Raw genomic sequence first — 17468 nt, 5'->3', positions numbered from 1 at the left:
CGTTGCTGCATATCCTTGAATGATCCTCTGACCCACTTGCCAAATCACTCCGACAACAAGTACGAGGAATGAAATAATGAGCGATTCTATGGCCAATGATTTATTGAAAATCATATAATTCCTCCGTTACTTAGGAAAAGGTTCGGTCAGGCTTTACTCTATTGACCAACGCCAGCTCATGACTTATGGAATAGTCAGCTAGCTTGCGGGCAATGTCTTCCCTATGCTGCGGATCGATGGTATAAGCGACCCAGATCCACTTTCCTTTCAATTGCAATTTGAACATGCAGTTCGTAATCGTTAGTCGTTCAATATCAGATATCGCAAACTCCCGACTGGCGATCCTAATGGACTGCGAGGTAAGCTCGACGGTCGACACTGCGTTGTGTTTTTTCATTTTTATAACATAATATAGAACCGTGGCAAGCAATACGATTAAGAAGAACAAGATAACCAGATCAAAAACAAGGCTGCTCTCTTTCAACTTATTGGAAATGATCATGATCACATTGAATGGAATAAGCAACAACATCCAGTATGCGACCGGTCGCTTCGTTGTAAAAGTCATAAGTTAAATACGTTCACCTCGCATGACAATTGGATCTCCCGTTCCCTATTGTACCATCATATTCCAGCATAATGAACCATTTATTTTCGTAAAAAGGATGAATTGGATCACCCCCGCAACTTTTCAAATCATAGTGGGTATACACCAAAAGAAGGATATTTGAATTCGTTAAAGGGGAGTGAGCATTGTCAAAAAAGTTCCTGTTGGGATTAATCTGCGGCATGGCGATTCTCGTCTTCACAGCTGCCGCTGCTGTATGTGCCGCTGCGTTCTTTCTCCAACGAATTGGGCGCTTCTGTCTACTATACGGCGCCAACCAGCAGCGACTGGGCACAGGTGAATATATACTACGAAGATGATCGTGATTTAGCACTGAAGGACAAGGATGGTTACGTCAGACTGGGCAACCTGGATGTTCGTTTTGCCTTGGATGACGATATGCCTGAAATTAAAGGTACGGTCAAGATCGAGAAGACGATCCCTAAAGACCGGGATATTGTCCTAACCATCCTAGACAGCAAAGGCAATACCTTAGGCGTTAGCAGCGCTGTCGAGCCTTATGATCCTTATCATGTGGCAATATCTCAGCTCAAACAAGGGGATGTCATCAACTTCAGAACGTACTTCCCATATATGGCAACTCCGGATAAATATTCATTGAAGGTTGATGTGGTGAAGAAAACGGATTGGTCTTACAGTCAAGGGTATGTAGGTTCCGTTACTGGTGCGGGCGGATTCTATGGTTATCCGCTAAACCCTGCACTCCATCATACGAATTATCAAAGCAAACTAGGTGGAACCACTCCTATTGTTGTGAATGTCATTCATATCGGCAAAGAAGATTCCGTAATCTTGACCCAGCCGCTTTCGCTCAGTGTTGAAATTACAGATAGCAATGGCAAACTTCTTCGCACCCTAACGACTAAGCCATTTACCGGTGAAATTCTATGGAGATATGGTTCAATCCGAACAACCATTCCATGGGACCAAAAGGACAGTACGGGCAAGAAAGTAGCCAAAGGTGAATATCACGCCAAAATAAAACCAATGGATGCTGAAGGATACTACAAAAACAACCCGGACAAAATCATTAAATTTGATCTGCTGCATTCCATGCAAGCAAGCATACCGCTGCTTCTTGAATAGCATCTAAAAAAGCTTCCCACACCGAAATCGGTTGCGTGGAAGCTTTTCATTAAGGCCGTCACATATGCATGATTATTCAATCTGCATCATCCTCGTTTTGGATTCATTTCCCCAATTGTGATTTCCTCTGCCAATAATAGATAGCCAGTTGGGTACGATCGCGCAGCTCCAGCTTATCCAATATTATCGTCAGCATATTGCGTACGGTTCCCACGCTCAAATATAGCTGCTCGCTAATTTCTTTGTTGGACAAACCTTGCGATACCAGCTCCACAATATCGGACTCCCGCTCCGTTAACCCTTGCAGACTTTCTCTGCTGGGTTCCATGATCGTCTTTAACACATCGGGACTCAGAACAGTTGCTCCGGATGTAATCGCTCGAATGTTTTCCGCCATTTTTTCAACCGTAGACGATTTGAGCAAATATCCTTCCGCCCCTGCTTGTAATGCCAGTCTAATATTTCGTTCATCCTGGAAAGTAGTAAGCATCATAACAAGGATGAACGGATATTGCTGCTTGATTATCTTCGTACTTTCTATCCCATCCATTATCGGCATCTGAATATCCATAAGGATGACATCAGGCTGCAGGTGACACAATTGAATCGCTTCCTGACCGTTGAGCGCCACACCGATCACTTCAAAATCTTCCTCTTTCCCAAGCAACAGCTGGAGACTTTGACAAACAAGCGGATCATCATCAACGATTAGCAGCTTCATCCCTTCACCCTTTCTCTAGTAGCGGCAGCACACAAACAAGCAAAAATCCGTTGTTTGCGCTGATCGATAGGCTTCCGCCCAATGAACGCGCCCTCATCTGCAGGCTTCTCAGGCCGCTTCCAGTCTGTTCCTTTTTCTGCAGTGTTCCGTTATCTTGAACAAGCAGCCGAACGATTGATCCCGCAACCTGGACCTTCACTTCCACCCCTGTTGCATCGCTGTGACGGGCGACATTCGTTAACGCTTCCTTCAAGCAAGCTTCCAGCAGCCCCCAATGATAAGCGGGGACGAGCAACAAATCTCCTGACTTCTCAAACCGGACCTCCACTTGATAAAAGTTGCGCGCCACATACTCCAAATTTTCGACACCAATCAAGGCACTTGGCGTTGCGTTATGTACGGTTTCTCTTAAGCTTTTTGTACTGAGCTCCAGCCGGCGTTTTACCTCCTGCAGAAGTTTTTGCGCTTCCTCAGGCTCTTGAACATATTCATACGCTTGCAGAGCAAGGGCTGCGCCAGTCAAATCATGGCCTAAGTGATCATGCAATTGCCGAGCCATACGGAATCGTTCCATTAGCTCAGCTTGCTGAGATACAGACTGGTTGGCTGCTAACAAGTCTGTTTTTATCCGCTCCAGCTCATATCTGGCTTTGCGCTGCTCATCTGCTTCCTGCTTGTACTTCTGCAGGTTTTGCAAGGAGGCATAAGAAAAGAGGCCCATAAATAAGGCCAGGACAAAGTACCAGAACAGCCATGCAGGAGAGGCTGGCGTAACAAACAAAATGATGAAGAATGGCAGAGCGAAGGGCCACTTCCCGCGCAGTGCTAATTCAAATAGAGGCAGCGACAAACCGAAATAAGCGATAGAGGTATACGGCAAATAAAGAATACAGACTGCCGCATCCAACATCACGCTCCATACCGGCAATTTGAATCGCCAGCGTATGCTCATGAGAAACAATAACAGAAGGATCAGAATGAAAACAGATGTAGCGTACTCGCCTTTGGCCCACAAAAAAATGAGAAAGACAAGATTAAGAATACGCCAGCTATTGACGAATCGCATGGGCTCTGTGAATGATTCCATCCTTCACCCCCTTCGTTCTTATTGCATCCTTCTTGTGCTTCCAATGACGACAAATATGAGGGTGTACAGCCATAACACACCATTAATGAGTAAAAAATCAGTAGCATCGTCCCCGTTTGCGACCCAATTCAAGCCTTCAGAAAGCCAAAATGTCGGCAACAGCACGGCAACTCGTTTTAGCAAGTCCGGGAACATCTCCAGCGGAATCATCACGCCTCCCATGACTACGACAAGAAAGATAAGCGCCATATAAACGAGAAAGGAGCTGTCCTTATTACGATAAAGGGTAATCCAGGCTAACGCAAGCGCCAATGCTGTAAAACTGAATGAGATATACAAGATCAGCAGCGATAGTGGCTGGTACAGCTCCTGCCCCCATATTAAGCCGCCGCCAACCACGATGGCACACTGTATGATCAATATAACGGAATACGCCAGCAGATTTTGAGATAAGTAACGAAAGTAACTGATAGGAGCTACCGATAATCGCTTAATCACCCCTTTTGCTCTGTCCTCCAGGATAAGCGATGTTAGCCGAATAGCAGCAAACAGGATCACAATGCCATAATATTGATAGCCGTATGGAAGCAGTGGCCAATATTCTCCAACTGGGAAGAAAATACAGACAATAGGAGTAAGACTCAGAAAAATCAGATTCGTAAGATTGCCGAAGCTTCTTTTTAATGCAAAATAAAAGATGGTCACCTCATTCGCCTCCTCCCTGCAACCAGCATCACGATGAATAAGATGACGATTGCCGCCAATAGTATATTGGCTTGAAACCAGGCTTCCGACAGGTTGCCGCGGCTTCTGTCTGTTACAGACCTGATCGCCAAAGTGAGCGGGTTTCCATAGGAGCCGAGGAAGTCAAACAGACCGTTTTTCGGCATCGGAAAAAACAGTCCTGCCAGCAGTACAAAGCCAACGCCATAAATTTCACTTAATCGTTCCGCAAGCTTGTAGTTTTTCACGAGGCTGGCGAAGATCACACATACGATGCTGGATAATAGCGACATTAATGAGATCAGGTAGATGACCCATCCCCAGCTATGCCATGCAACGCCCAGAACAAATTGGGAGTATGTCATCAACAGAATGCCAAGCACGACTGAGAAGAGTGTTCCGCACATCATAATCGAAAAAGCATACATCGTTTTATTGAAGGGCAAAGCAAACATTCTCATCCGATTAACAGTAAACAAATCAATATGAATGAAATGCATAACCGTCGTCCCGCCGAATAGCTGAAAGACAAGCACCATTGTAAGTGCATTGTAATCGGAATAAGGCGTACCGTCTTCTGTCTTCATCCCAGACAGTATCAATGAGAAAAACGTGAGGAGAACGATCGGAACTAGAAGCAACAGGATGAGAACAATATAGTTGCGGGCCAGCCTCAGCATTGTGAATGGAATGGTCGAGAGCACGCGCATCATTATTCCCCCTTGTCTCTTAATTGCTTGCCCGTCAATGTAAGAAAAACATCCTCCAAATTCGGTTTATCCGCTTGTATGGCAAGCACACTCGAATGTTCTTTGACGACGGACAGCACACGATCAAGATTCCCTGCGCCGGCTGCGGATATAACCGTAATTTGGCTTCCGGTTACTGTAACTTTCTGCACGCCGATAATTCCCTCCAGCAATTTGACTGGAACTTGATCCGGAGCGGCGACATCAAAGCTGACCTTCTCCTCGTGCTGAATGGTCTTGATCAGCTGTTGAACGGTTCCTTCTTGAATCACTTGTCCTTGATCCATAATAACGACACGGGATGCGATTTCCTGCACTTCTTCCATGTAGTGTGTGGTGTACAGGATAGTTGTCCCGTTGTCCCGCAGTTTTTTGACCGATTCCAAAATATGATTTCTCGATTGCGGATCGATACCAACTGTAGGCTCATCCATAATTAGAAATTTGGGCCGATGTGTCAGTGCACAGGCAATATTCAGCCGCCGTTTCATTCCTCCGGAAAACTTGGTAGGCACTTTATTCGCTTGTTCTCTGAGGCCTACAAAGTCAAGTGCTTCCTCTACTCTCTTCTTCTTCTCATTGCCTTTCAACCCGTACACGCCTGCAAAAAACAGGAGGCTTTCCTTAGCAGTCAACTCTTCAAATACCGCAACCTCTTGAGTAACAAGACCAATCTTCTCTTTATTTTCATGAGAGAACGGATTTTTTGACTGTCCGAATAACGCAATCTCTCCCTTTTCAAAAGGAAGCATGCCGGTTAGCGTTTGAATCAATGTCGTTTTCCCTGCTCCGTTGGGTCCGAGCAGGCCTACAATCTCCCCCTTATGAATATCCAGATTAATATAATCAAGCGCTACGTAGGAGCCGTATCGTTTCAGAACACCCTGCATGGAAGCTATTGTCATCGCCATCACCCTCTCGATTTAAGTCTCTTAAGTATGTCAAATTCGATTATTTGCATGTAGTTACATTTGTCATGAATCCGAATAGACGACATTCCCTTACCTCTGATCGAGGTTCGATTTGAGGAAATGCCCATCACAATAAGGAGTGGTTATATAACCACCCCTTGTAGTAAGTACATGATATAAACATCTCATTATTGCAGACTGTACGAAGTACTTTTCATGTGTCGAAGTCCAGCCAACCTATCGTGACTCATTCTTCAATTCAACCAAATTGACCCATATAGAACGTTACTTTACAACCCGGTACCGTAGGTGGGTCTCACTCGCAAAGGCCGATGTTTCAATTCGCTCCAACTTAATATGCTCTCCGAGCCCGCCAAATAATGAAATACCGTCGCCCAGCAGCAGGGGTACTACATCTAATACGATTTCATCCACTAGTCCAAGTTTGAGGCATTGCCGGGAGATGCTTCCACCCAAAAGTGCGACACTTTTATCACCAGCGCTTGCTTTGGCAGCCTCAACGGCTTGCTTAATATCGTTAACGACGAAACTATAGGTAATACCATCTTTTTCAACCGGTTCATGGGCTTCGTGGGTCATGAGGTATATTGGAATTTTCAACATACCACCGTACGGTATCTCCCCTTCTTCAATCGTGTTCGTTTTGTTGGCGCCACCAACTACGGCGCCTATTTCCTCCATGACTTTATTGACAACTGCGTAATCTTGGTCCGTAGCTTCAAAATCGAACATCCAATCGATACCACCGTCTTTGTCGGCCATGTATCCATCTAGTGTTGTTGTTGCGTGAATAATAACTTTTGCCATTATTAAATCTCCTTTATCTCTTAGTTTTTCAGTCTAATACTTTATTTTCATCTAACACCATGAGCGGTTTTGATCTTAATTTCCATCATTTTCCGGCTATCTCCTTCATTACGCTCACTCATTGTAGATCCTTTCAACCTAGTAATAGCTTGTGCAATTGAATTACGCTCTCTACATAGAAAGTGGGTCCAATCCCTCGCAACTCTTCCTCCAAGCCGTACCCATAACCAACCCCAATAGAATCAATCTTATTAAGCTGCGCCCCTATAATATCGTGTTTGCGGTCTCCTACCATCACAACTTGTCTTCTATCCAGCTTCTTCTCATTCATAATGGATTGAATGATTTCTCCCTTAGCAGTCATCGTGCCATCGAGATTACTGCCGCATACCAGATCAAAATAAGGACTCAGCTCAAAGTGATCTGCAATTTGCTTGGCGTATATTGTCGGCTTCGATGTCGCCACGATCAGCGTACGTCCGTCTCTCACCAACACATCCAGCAATTCGATAATACCCTCGTATCGTTCATTCTCGAAAATCCCTGTCTCGGAAAAATATTCTCGATAGTAGTCCACTGCCTGCTTGGCTTCCAGTTCTGTGAACGAATAAAACTCCATAAAGGATTGCACCAGCGGAGGGCCAATAAAAGGTTCCAGCTTGTCTAGATTGTCTTCATGAATGCCATACTTAGCTAGTGCATACTGGACTGACTTTGTAATGCCGATTTTGGGATCTGTAAGCGTACCGTCCAAATCGAATAGGATTGTAGAATATTTCATTGGTATGAGCTCCTTTAATGTGTTAAACGATGGATAGGACAACTTGCTTTTTTTTCGTACGAATAGCCCACCTTTAACGGGTGAGCTCACATCTCAGCCTATTATACCACCATCTTCCATATTCGTGTAGGTGCAGTTATTGCTACCTTTGCTCTTTATTTTGCTTCACAATGGTATCCGCTACCTCCCAATTTTCTTCTATAACATTTAATTGTTTCTTGATTACCTTTCTAACATCAGGTAGAAATAAGCCAATGCCAACGATCAAGGCAATCCAGCTTAAAACCAAAGGGCCGCCTCCCACATACGTTAACAGGTTTGCGAATCGTTCCTTGCTCCATGCGCTGATATTCGAGCCGTATATAGCAGCAGAGAGATAGCGAACACCGTATAAGAAAGCAGCGATTATAATAAAGACAACGCCAACCGTTCTTCTATGCATATAATTCTCCTTTTTCCTATATTATGCATCTACTGAGTACTTGCCGAAATAAAAACCTTTAAGATAATCGTCAAAAAAATCCTTCAGCTCGCTATGCTTAATCATATATTTAACCGGATAGTACCTCGTATCTGTCCGCTCAATATAGATATGATCCTTAACATACTGAATCCGAATCGTCTTCGCTGGCGTAATAGTAAGCGTGATAGCTGCCTTGATACTCCCTGTAAAGCTCTGAACCTCCGTTATATCGGAATCCGGCACCGAATTAATCCATTCAACAAGCTTCCCTACTTCTTCTTCGCCAAGCTCTAACCGCTCAAAATGAACAGACGCTCCGGCATCCTTATCCGTATATACAGCTTTGCTCATCTGGACACCTTGGATTTGATCCGCCGATATGCTTTGATAAATCGATTGATAATTGTCAGATCCGACGAGTACACAGAACGCCATAAACCATACACATCCATAAATGAGTCTACTGCTATAAAGGGGCGGCTTCACTAACATTTTCTCCACCTACTTTCACCGCAGGGAAAGTATGGAACACTGGTCAATGTCCACAAATCTCCACACTGCAACTTTTCTTTCGACTTCAGCCATTTTCATTTACTACTTTATAGACGTTAAGAAGCATCGTTTGGTTATCCAAAACGATATCGCATTACCAAATATTATACTTTCAGTTAGTTATTATAAAAAGCGTTTTAGCTCTCTAATATCTGATATCTCCCCACAAGGTACTACACCGTGTTGTTTCATTTTATCAGAATCGCCGTTATAGGCTACAAAAGGGATTCCAGCGGCAATGGATGCCTTGCCATCAATCCAGGCGTCACCTACCGATATCCATTCCTGTGGGGTTGTCTTCTTAAACTGCTGCAACACATATAGAAAACCATCGGGAGAAGGCTTAACCCGGTTCATTCTCTCCCTGCCAACAACGAGGTCGAAGTAAGGGAGAATATCATTATCGCGAAGCGCTGTTTCGGCTGCTTCCACAGCATTATTTGTGACCACTGCCAAGTTATACACACCTCGTATTTCATTCAAAAAATCTACGACGCCTTTCTCAAGTTTGGCTCCGCGCATTCCGTCCACTTCATACTTTTTCGCTATATCCCACATCTTGCGGAGGTGTTCGGGTCCCATTTTATTGGTAGAAATCGCTTCTGTGATGATCGTTGAAGTCGTATGCTGATCCAGATTCCAATCAGGCGGCAAGAATTGGGACTCAACCAGATAGTGATAGGTATCCCTCTTCATAGAGTGAAAATCAATAGAAGAGCGGAGCAGCGTGTTATCCATATCGAAGATAATACCTTTAATCGTTGGTTTGGCGGGAGACTTCATTTCGTTAACCCCTTGCTCTTTGACGATTTCATAAACTTGATTTCAAAGTCAATGCAGATCAAATAAATCTTGATTATCCTTTACTAGAGCATAAAGCTTCAAATCGTGATGGGCGCCCTTGCAAAAGACGACCTTGCTCATCGTTCCCTCGTAAATCAAACCAGACTTCTCCATTACTCTCGCAGAACCGATATTCGCAGTTAAACAACGAGCCTCAATTCGAACCAATCCCATTTTCTCAAATCCGATCTCTATCAGCCTTTTTACAATCTCGGTCATATAGCCCCGATTCCAATATGATCTCGATAAGGCGTAAGCTAATTCACCCCTGGCATGATTGGGAACCCAATCGACATAGCCGCAGGAGCCGATGAATTTGCCTGTTGCTTTGTCCTCTATGCCCCATGGCGCAAGCTGCTGTTGGTCATATTTATTCAATATATATTGAATAAAAGCACGTGTATCCTCAATAGACTGATGGCTATTCCAAGTTGTATATTGCGAGACTTCGTCATCTGAGCAATATTCAAACATGTCTGCCGCATCCTCGAGCGAAATTTTACGCAAAATGGTTCTTTCCGTTTCCAGCCGGGGCATCAATAAGATATGATCATTCTCTATATTCACAACTATAGGCTCCTCTCCTCTGAGGTCGACAACCGATTTGCCAACCGCCAGCACTTCAACCGTCATTAAGAACTAGTCTGGCAATTCGATATACTCTGACACTCTTGACTTTAACAACTCTATCAATTCTTCGTCCATGTACTTGTAATCATCTGGGATATCCAGCCTAATGATTGGTTTATCTGCAACTTCATCATTGAACTTGGACCTAAGCCTTCTGCTATGCTTAGTCTCCATCACAAATATTAGGTCAGCCCATCCAATATGACCCGAAGTAACCTTAATTCGGGCATTTTCTTCTGTACCAGCGGATCTAACATCATACATGGGATATGCGCTGAATATCTTCTCAGCAGTTAAGCTCCGCCATTTATTTCTACTGAATAGGAATAGTAATTTAATCGAAGATGCCTCCTCTGAAAGGTCTAGATATGATTTTTCTTAACCCTTGACCTTCTGACGTATAGATAAATTATGAAACTTAATATAAGAAACACTAAACCAAGAACCCAATATATGGCGGGTCCCGTCTTGACCGTACCAACTGGAAGAGGCGGTTTGCTTTTGGTCTGCTTCAAAAAATCAGTATAATACGCGCTAGCTGCTTTATCGCTATGAGTGATGACACCATTTTTGATGCGAATCATTCCATTAGGGCCAGCTACAGGTACAAGCATGCTGGAGTTCTTTGACCTCTCTAAAAATAAGACAAAGCTGCTGCCTTCTACCTGAACATCTTGGACCCACCCAATATCATTGGATTCAATACCGGCTTCAATTGAGGCTTTAACTGTCCCGCGATAAATCTTTTCAACTTTAAAGCGATAACCCCGCCACATCGTATCCTGTCTTTGAACTCCATCCTCAAATACATATGAACCTTGGACGATTACAGAGGATCGTTGTACCACCTCTTCAGGTTGAAGACTTACCCAGCTTGTTGCGTATATATGGTTTGGACCAAATGAAATGAGAAGGGAAATAAAGCATACTACACACCCTATGCATCTTTTAACCAATGCTGTCCCCCCCTTTAAAAGTTGACCTTTGGACTTTTTACTCGGCTAGGTACTGCTCCAGCTTCCTATGAATATGCGGCCATTCTTGCGACAGAATACTATAAATGATGTAATCCAAGTTGTAGTACTTTTTTCGAAGCACTCCTTCTCTAGTCGCACCTAAACGCTCAATAGCTTGCTGTGATCTCACATTATCCGTCGACGTGACGATTTCAACTCTGATGACCTTAAGCTCTGCAAAAGCATGCTGGAGCATCAAAAATTTGCATTCTGTATTGACCCTTGTTCTCCATACGGCAGGAGAATACCACGTCGTTCCAATATTCAAATTATGATGGCTCTCTGAGATGCGCAAGAACCTTGTAGAACCTACAATTGTCTCCAATTCCTTGTCATACACCGCATACGGAAATTGCTCATTACGCTCTCTCATTTCCAATGCTTGTAGTACAAATGCTCGCATGTCTTCTACGTTTGCTATACGATAAGGGAAATGAGTCCAAATCTGCGGATCTCTTGAGCACACATAAAGCGGCAAAATATGCTCCTCCCCTAGTGGAACGAGTCGAACACGCTTTCCTTCCAATTCTGAAAACTGGTACACTGTCATCACCCTAAATTATTTATTATGTTAGATGAATTCTTCAAAATGGTAACGTATGATCGTTTTTCAATGCTTATGCTGGAGTTCGATATGATGTCATGTAGGAGTTAAGGTTTGGAGGAAGACGTTCTCGTTTAATTGCGCGAAAAGCTACATTCATGTAACTCTCCTGTAAAATAAAAAAAGGGAGAGAAGCGATTTCTTCTCCCACCATAATCCAAATATTATCCAGAATCAAGTAAATTTTGAAGATTCTCTGTCCGAATTGTTTTAGTGAATAAATGTATGTTTAACACGAACCGATCTAATAAAATAAGGAATCCAGATCAGGAATGTGACTGCCGCTCTTATCATATCCCGGATCGAACCGCCATCCTCCAACTCGCGAGCAAACGGGATTTGCATCAGAAGGATATAATCAACAATGCCGACTAATAAGCTAAGGCCAAAGTAAATGATCATCAAACGCGGCAAAATCGCTTTTTTGCTATAAAAACATACTAGAATAAAAATGCAAAACGCAAAAAACAAAACATTATAGATGATTTCAAACAATATGAGCGGTTTCCACATGGAGTGATATATCATTGAGCTTTTATCTGTGAAAAGCTCCCATGTCCCATCTCCAAATATGTTGACCGTGCTCATCAGTTGAAAAATCAACATAAGCATGGTGACATAGAGGCCAATCTGAATCAGTACCAGCCATCCTCCTAATCCAGAGATTAATTGCGGGTAAGGCTGATTGTCTTGTGTGGCCTGCGTCTTGGCTTCCATTGATACACGTCCCTATTTCAGATAGTAGTTTGATACATTCCGGCTTCACCAAGAAAATCCTTCCGGGTTAATTCCTTCTCGCCAAAATATACCCTGTAATTACTTATCGTCCCATCATGGGAAATAATTAAGAGACGTTTCGTCCTTTCTCGGCATACATTAATAAAGTCAGTAGCTAATTTTTCGAAATCTTGCTGCCTTAACTTATTAATGCCTTCTCCGCCCTGTACACAACACTCGAGTATGGGGATGGTGGGATATAATCGTTTTATCTCTTCAACGGTATAAGACAAATCGCACAAAAGGCTGGGCGTGTCATACATTTGCGGGAACATGCGAGGGCCTATCGCTGCTGAAATAAAAAAATGACTGCTGTCTAATAAGACTTGTGCAGTTTCAATGGTGCGCTTCGTCGGACTGGCTACGACCAAATCATCTGAACCAATTACAACTCGATCTTTTAAATCCATGACTTGCATTCTCCCATATTCGGTCAGACCAGGATGCAATATATTGAGTTGATTTGGATAATCGACAAGATGCTCCCCATGCCCATGGCGAATAAATACAATCTCCAACCTATCACCTCCGCACTTATTTGGTCTCGCTTAAGTCTAGCCAAGCTCCTGCGCATTACGCATTCGAATCATAGAGAAAGCAATCGTCGACTCTAGCACTCTATCTCTCATTGGAATTAATGAAGGTGTGACCCAAACCTCAATCCCTTCGTCCAGAATGGCATTAAACAGATCCTCCACCCGCTCCACCGAATGTGGCATTACTTTTTGATTAGACACATAATACCCCGCATTCCCATCCTCTTCCCTGAAGGAATCCGGATCAAACGTATACCGGTAGATATGTCCCGTTCTCAATCGTTCATACCATCTCGTCTCGATCGCGACCATCCGGCGTGAAGCAGACATTCCGAAGAATTTCTCACTATCCCTATTCGATGTTTCTTCATTGGTCCATAAGCATATGCGAGGACAATCTCTCGGAAAAAAATAATGTGGTGCGTGATACTCGTCAATCGCCCACACCTTTGCTTCACTCTGATCATAGATCTTCCTTGGTTCAAAAAACGGAATGTTCGATTCTTCGCTAAAATGAAACAGCTTCATCAGTCGTTCCCTCCAACTATGATATTGAATGTCCGATATGACCAGATATTCATATTATCATTGACATGGAAAAATGCGCTTTATCTTTTTGCTTATTTGCATGTCATCCAATTGATTTGCTTCGGCCGGCTATCCTTCAACTAACTTGTAATATCTTACATCACCCTTATCCGTTTCTGCAATTAAGATATCTCCACGTTCTTTCACGCGATATACTACTTTCGTCCCGACAGGTAATTGATTCGCTGCACCGTTTTCAAACTTGGCTGCATCATCGGTTTGCATGGAAATCTCTAGCAGCAATTCGTCCTTTGTTAGCTCTTCCTCATTCACCCAATCTACACCCTCAATAAGTACGATATCTTGATGCATCATAATGTTGGCATCTGGTTTTCCTTCTAACACCTCTTGAGGGGTTGGATTCCCTATGTTGAACTGGGATGAGTTCTTCTGCTTATCCAACTTTCCCGGGTTTGCGCTGCATCCGGCTAGCACTAAAGCAGAACATATCATTAGTATCCAAGTTTTCATCCTCATTGCTCCTCATCACGCAAGCTTTTACTCATAATAGCCGTCACTCTTGGGCATTGCTTGATAAGCCTCATTGTTTCTAATTATCTCTATAATCGTATCCGTCAGTCGTTTGAACTCCCTATGAGTCTTGGTTTCATTGAATTCGCCTTTCCAATGAATGTTTTGCTCCTTGCCGTTAAGAAAGATTTGAAAAGTGTAACCAGAAGACGGTTTAATGTTCATTCCTTCGACTTCGTTCGGATAGCCAAATAATCCGATTTCTTTCATTAACGTATGCACTTGATTTTTTTCGTTTTCGGTTAAGCTCAGCTCAGTCGTGCTGGTGCCTTTCTTAACAAGATCTTTGGTATATGTACCTTGAAGTGTATCCAGTACGTTCTTGTTCGCAACGCCATACGAAAACACAAAATCAAATGCAGCCGGCTTTTCCTCCTGCTCAAGACCGACCGCAGAACAACTGATTAGCGCAACTAACAACAGACCTGCAAGATACTTCATGCTTCAAAACCCCTCTTTAAAGAACAAATTAGTTTCGCTTATCTCAATGCCCAGCACGATGCGCAGCTTCTTGCAGATTGCCCATCACCAAAAACAAAACAAGAAATAAGGCCATTGCTACAATTAGCCATCCCATCCATAAGAACGTATCGCTATTTTCATTCCGCACCATCCGCGAACGCCCAACAAAAGAAAATCCCATGATTAGCAATATCGCTACTACAATCATCGACAGTCCCCCTCTTTGTAGCACTAATCTCTAGACGAAAAGGATAATGAAAAAGTTGTTATTATCCCCAAAATTAAGAATGCAAAAAAGCGTACTGAGTACGCTGTTCCATCGGGTAAGGTATTTGCGAGTCATAACGGTTACGACTCCAAAATCTTGTTATACAAATCTCGCATAACACTTTTTTCCGTAGGCTGCTGACACCACTGACTCAGCGAGATAAAATCCGTATTATCTGAAACTTGATCGATACCACCTACTAATCGTTTTTGCGACAACTTACATAACATGGGATCTGTAATTTGACTAATGATTGAATTTGCAACAGCAGAGCCATGGATCACGTTGTATGGCCGTTCATAAAAGGGAGAAACCTGTTCGGATACCGTTTCGGAAATACCTAGACGATTATGCATACGAGCTAAGATCTCATAGGCTCTGCATAAGGAACTCTCTCGCTCTCTCCATGTCATAGATGATTGAACGGCATGCAAAACGCTCAGCAACTCACTTGCACAATCCAACGTTTTGAATGCAGTTCCAAACCACTTGGGATATGGTGCATATCGGCGTTCCATTAAGAAGCATAAGTTCATAATATCTCTAACCAATCTTGAACCAATGACCGAAGATCCAAGCTCATCTCCTATATACCCTGCTCTTAGCATCAAGTGTTCTTCTTGTCCGATCCTATTCCAAACAGAAGCCATCATATATAACCATACATCGTGAGGATAGTACATGAACTCCGTACGAATCCTGGTAAGCTGCCCGCCATCATCGCGAAAGATCTCACCGCCAACAACTTCAGCCAAAACTTGCGAAGGGAACGTCAACCAATCTAGGGCTTCAAGCTCCTTCTCAACATCTATTGCAAGCTTTAATTGAAGGAATTGAGCCAGTGATGTAATTACCGTTTGATTCAAGTCAACATGGAACCCGTAAAACCGTTGAGGGCAATGGGTATTTATTACGTTTTGGATATCCTTTGCCAAATCCATATTCTTGGCCTGAAGAAACAATACAACTCTTGGTCCCCAATCATGATCCATTGACATTTCAGTATCAAAGCCAAGTACTTCGCTTCCTGGACCGATTAGTGACGATGTGTATAATAAACTTGGGAATTGTCTTGCAAGCAAAGGTTCAATACATTCATCATGAAATCTTTTGCATAGTTCTATTCCTTGCATAAAAGCCATGTGATTTCCTCATTTCATTTCTTCCTGATATCCCATACCAATTCGATGATATATTCCAGGAATCCTGTCCTTTAAACAAGATAACGAAAATTGTCCTCCGCCTTAGGCATTTGAACGGATAGCCGGTTGAGATGATTATAAAAGCTGAACGGAAACTTAAAGACGTGGCCGAAATCCCAATACGTGATATGGCCAAGATCGTATAAAATATTCAACGCATGTGAGTAGGTTAGAGCGTGTCCGATGAGATCATGATGAGCTTCCGCTCTGAATATGGTCTGAAATGAAGCTAGTTCATTTAGTATGAATGCTGACAGCTGTTCCGTATTTCCAATAGAAGGAAACGGGTCATTCTCATCGATCGTTATTCTTTTCACTTCCGAAACGCGATAGCCAATCCAGGATCGTCCCGGTATGGTATTCTCGAATGAAAAGTAACTGGCAATTGCTGCTGCTCCAAAATGAGCATCCCAAATATCGTTGGTTTGTCTCTTACAGTCTGCAATGATGGAAAGGGCATCCTTGAGGATCCTATTTTCCATTAATACAACCTTTTTTCATAACTTTCTTGCAGCCCATCTCTGATCTTCTCCACCGTAAAAGACTCCGAATTTACATGGGCAGATATCATATGCGGTATGGAGGGCAGTCGATCTTGATCGGACCAAGATTCCTTATTCCAGGCTCCTGAGCGTTTGAAGGACTTTGCGCAATGGATAAAGGCTTCATCGACCCTAACGCCTATCCCGAGAAGCGGTTTCTTATCGTTTACTTTCATCTGCTCTAATAGCTCATCATCCTTAATCACATACGCTTCCCCATTCACTCTAAGTGTTTCTTCAAGTCCGGGAATGAGAAAGATCAACCCTACTCTAGGGTTGGAGAGAATGTTTCGTAGCGAGTCGATCCGACGGTTGCCAGGGCGCTCAGGAATGACCATATGTTGGTTATCCAGTATATGTACAAAACCGGGTGCATCGCCACGCGGCGATACATCGCAATAACCTTGTGTATCAGAGGTAGACATGAATAAGAGTGGTGACATCGCAATAAAAGCTCGGCAGTGACTATCCAATTCATGAATCGTTTTCTTCTGTACGACCTCACTTGGAAAACCAATTAGCTCTCGAATCTCGTCTTCTGTTGCAAGAATCTGCTTGAATAGATTCATCCCTGCACGTCCTTTCTATTCATCCCTTCGGAATAAACACGCCGTCAAAGTCCCATAAGATTCGCATTAGTCTTTCACCTCAACCATTATTCCCCCTTGTTCTTCCGATAAAGCTTTTCCGTCCAACTCCACGTCCATAGTCCGAATACGACTCCACCCAAAGAAAAGAGCACGAGAGATAAAAACAATGTCTGATAGAAATCCTGATTAAAAACAAATTCTTTATGATTGATATACGTCGAGAGTGCGGTGAACAATATGCCGGTAGGTATTCCCCAGCCTAATACTCCGTTCCATAGCACGTAGTTTTTCTTGCCTTTAGCTCGCGTAAGCTCCCACTTATCCCATTTTGATTTCATTTGAAACACCTT

The 17468-nt window shown here is 43.2% G+C and carries 26 protein-coding genes; 1 reads left to right on the top strand and 25 read right to left on the bottom strand.

The features are described 5' to 3' along the window. Positions 1–130: 130 nt before the first annotated feature. Entirely contained in the window at positions 131–568 is a 438-nt protein-coding gene (locus tag D3P07_RS08695) for a hypothetical protein (RefSeq protein ID WP_119799784.1), read from the bottom strand. A gap of 258 nt (positions 569–826) precedes the next feature. Between D3P07_RS08695 and D3P07_RS08690 the strand changes: the two genes are divergently transcribed. Beyond that, positions 827–1714 (top strand): flagellar hook assembly protein FlgD, encoded by an 888-nt coding sequence (locus tag D3P07_RS08690; RefSeq protein WP_119799783.1) that lies wholly within the window; start codon positions 827–829, stop codon positions 1712–1714. A gap of 103 nt (positions 1715–1817) precedes the next feature. Here the strand turns inward: D3P07_RS08690 and D3P07_RS08685 are convergent, their stop codons facing one another. The 24 genes from D3P07_RS08685 to D3P07_RS08570 all read right to left on the bottom strand — a co-directional run bounded on the left by D3P07_RS08685 (position 1818) and on the right by D3P07_RS08570 (position 17456). Next, positions 1818–2435, bottom strand: a complete 618-nt coding sequence (locus D3P07_RS08685; protein ID WP_119799782.1) for a response regulator — start codon at positions 2433–2435, stop codon at positions 1818–1820. A gap of 4 nt (positions 2436–2439) precedes the next feature. After that, a complete protein-coding gene (locus D3P07_RS08680) occupies positions 2440–3522 on the bottom strand; it encodes a sensor histidine kinase (RefSeq protein WP_119799781.1) in 1083 nt (360 codons plus the stop codon). A gap of 18 nt (positions 3523–3540) precedes the next feature. Next, the gene (locus D3P07_RS08675) at positions 3541–4227 is read right to left on the bottom strand and encodes an ABC transporter permease (RefSeq protein ID WP_119799780.1); all 687 of its coding nucleotides are present in this window, start codon (positions 4225–4227) and stop codon (positions 3541–3543) included. Next, positions 4224–4958 (bottom strand): ABC transporter permease, encoded by a 735-nt coding sequence (locus D3P07_RS08670; RefSeq protein ID WP_259391399.1) that lies wholly within the window; start codon positions 4956–4958, stop codon positions 4224–4226. The genes D3P07_RS08675 and D3P07_RS08670 overlap by 4 nt, the downstream gene beginning before the upstream one ends. Next, positions 4958–5899, bottom strand: a complete 942-nt coding sequence (locus D3P07_RS08665; RefSeq protein ID WP_119799778.1) for an ABC transporter ATP-binding protein — start codon at positions 5897–5899, stop codon at positions 4958–4960. Before D3P07_RS08665 ends, D3P07_RS08670 begins: the two co-directional genes overlap by 1 nt. A 291-nt stretch (positions 5900–6190) precedes the next feature. Continuing rightward, positions 6191–6733, bottom strand: coding sequence for a dihydrofolate reductase family protein (locus D3P07_RS08660; RefSeq protein WP_119799777.1), 543 nt, complete (start codon positions 6731–6733; stop codon positions 6191–6193). A gap of 133 nt (positions 6734–6866) precedes the next feature. After that, positions 6867–7514 (bottom strand): HAD family hydrolase, encoded by a 648-nt coding sequence (locus tag D3P07_RS08655; RefSeq protein ID WP_119799776.1) that lies wholly within the window; start codon positions 7512–7514, stop codon positions 6867–6869. Between the two features lie 142 nt (positions 7515–7656). Next, positions 7657–7956 (bottom strand): hypothetical protein, encoded by a 300-nt coding sequence (locus tag D3P07_RS08650; RefSeq protein WP_119799775.1) that lies wholly within the window; start codon positions 7954–7956, stop codon positions 7657–7659. 21 nt (positions 7957–7977) lie between these two features. Beyond that, positions 7978–8412 carry a hypothetical protein gene (locus D3P07_RS08645; protein WP_119799774.1) on the bottom strand — a complete coding sequence of 145 codons (435 nt, stop codon included), beginning with the start codon at positions 8410–8412 and terminating at the stop codon, positions 7978–7980. Positions 8413–8652: 240 nt separating this feature from the next. After that, complete coding sequence (locus tag D3P07_RS08640; protein WP_119799773.1) at positions 8653–9312, bottom strand: HAD family hydrolase; 660 nt, start codon at positions 9310–9312, stop codon at positions 8653–8655. A gap of 48 nt (positions 9313–9360) precedes the next feature. Further along, positions 9361–9939 (bottom strand): GNAT family N-acetyltransferase, encoded by a 579-nt coding sequence (locus D3P07_RS08635; protein ID WP_310732539.1) that lies wholly within the window; start codon positions 9937–9939, stop codon positions 9361–9363. Between the two features lie 72 nt (positions 9940–10011). Beyond that, positions 10012–10341, bottom strand: coding sequence for a low molecular weight protein tyrosine phosphatase family protein (locus D3P07_RS27450; RefSeq protein WP_119799772.1), 330 nt, complete (start codon positions 10339–10341; stop codon positions 10012–10014). A gap of 23 nt (positions 10342–10364) precedes the next feature. Then, the gene (locus tag D3P07_RS08625; RefSeq protein WP_119799771.1) at positions 10365–10958 is read right to left on the bottom strand and encodes a hypothetical protein; all 594 of its coding nucleotides are present in this window, start codon (positions 10956–10958) and stop codon (positions 10365–10367) included. 37 nt (positions 10959–10995) lie between these two features. After that, a complete protein-coding gene (locus tag D3P07_RS08620; protein WP_119799770.1) occupies positions 10996–11568 on the bottom strand; it encodes a GNAT family N-acetyltransferase in 573 nt (190 codons plus the stop codon). A 264-nt stretch (positions 11569–11832) separates the two neighbouring features. Further along, positions 11833–12339: a DUF2569 domain-containing protein gene (locus D3P07_RS08615; protein WP_119799769.1), complete on the bottom strand. Its 507-nt coding sequence runs from the start codon at positions 12337–12339 to the stop codon at positions 11833–11835. Positions 12340–12356: 17 nt separating this feature from the next. Then, positions 12357–12917 (bottom strand): histidine phosphatase family protein, encoded by a 561-nt coding sequence (locus D3P07_RS08610; protein WP_119799768.1) that lies wholly within the window; start codon positions 12915–12917, stop codon positions 12357–12359. Positions 12918–12953: 36 nt separating this feature from the next. Continuing rightward, complete coding sequence (locus D3P07_RS08605) at positions 12954–13463, bottom strand: DUF6886 family protein (RefSeq protein WP_119799767.1); 510 nt, start codon at positions 13461–13463, stop codon at positions 12954–12956. Positions 13464–13592: 129 nt separating this feature from the next. Beyond that, the gene (locus D3P07_RS08600) at positions 13593–13994 is read right to left on the bottom strand and encodes a hypothetical protein (protein ID WP_119799766.1); all 402 of its coding nucleotides are present in this window, start codon (positions 13992–13994) and stop codon (positions 13593–13595) included. A 27-nt stretch (positions 13995–14021) separates the two neighbouring features. Further along, positions 14022–14495, bottom strand: coding sequence for a hypothetical protein (locus D3P07_RS08595; RefSeq protein ID WP_119799765.1), 474 nt, complete (start codon positions 14493–14495; stop codon positions 14022–14024). A 43-nt stretch (positions 14496–14538) separates the two neighbouring features. After that, positions 14539–14724, bottom strand: a complete 186-nt coding sequence (locus tag D3P07_RS08590; protein WP_119799764.1) for a hypothetical protein — start codon at positions 14722–14724, stop codon at positions 14539–14541. 140 nt (positions 14725–14864) lie between these two features. Further along, on the bottom strand, positions 14865–15926 hold the full coding sequence (locus tag D3P07_RS08585) for a DUF4037 domain-containing protein (RefSeq protein WP_119799763.1): 1062 nt from the start codon (positions 15924–15926) through the stop codon (positions 14865–14867). A gap of 71 nt (positions 15927–15997) precedes the next feature. Further along, positions 15998–16468 (bottom strand): hypothetical protein, encoded by a 471-nt coding sequence (locus D3P07_RS08580; RefSeq protein ID WP_119799762.1) that lies wholly within the window; start codon positions 16466–16468, stop codon positions 15998–16000. Continuing rightward, positions 16468–17097: a pyridoxamine 5'-phosphate oxidase family protein gene (locus tag D3P07_RS08575; RefSeq protein WP_119799761.1), complete on the bottom strand. Its 630-nt coding sequence runs from the start codon at positions 17095–17097 to the stop codon at positions 16468–16470. The genes D3P07_RS08580 and D3P07_RS08575 overlap by 1 nt, the downstream gene beginning before the upstream one ends. Positions 17098–17183: 86 nt before the next feature. Then, complete coding sequence (locus tag D3P07_RS08570) at positions 17184–17456, bottom strand: hypothetical protein (protein ID WP_119799760.1); 273 nt, start codon at positions 17454–17456, stop codon at positions 17184–17186. Positions 17457–17468: the final 12 nt, after the last annotated feature.

Origin of the sequence: Paenibacillus sp. 1011MAR3C5, assembly GCF_003591485.1 — a bacterium.
Classification (GTDB): domain Bacteria; phylum Bacillota; class Bacilli; order Paenibacillales; family Paenibacillaceae; genus Pristimantibacillus.
Note: the sequence above shows the minus strand (reverse complement) of the source record. Positions and strands in the feature narration are given on the sequence as shown.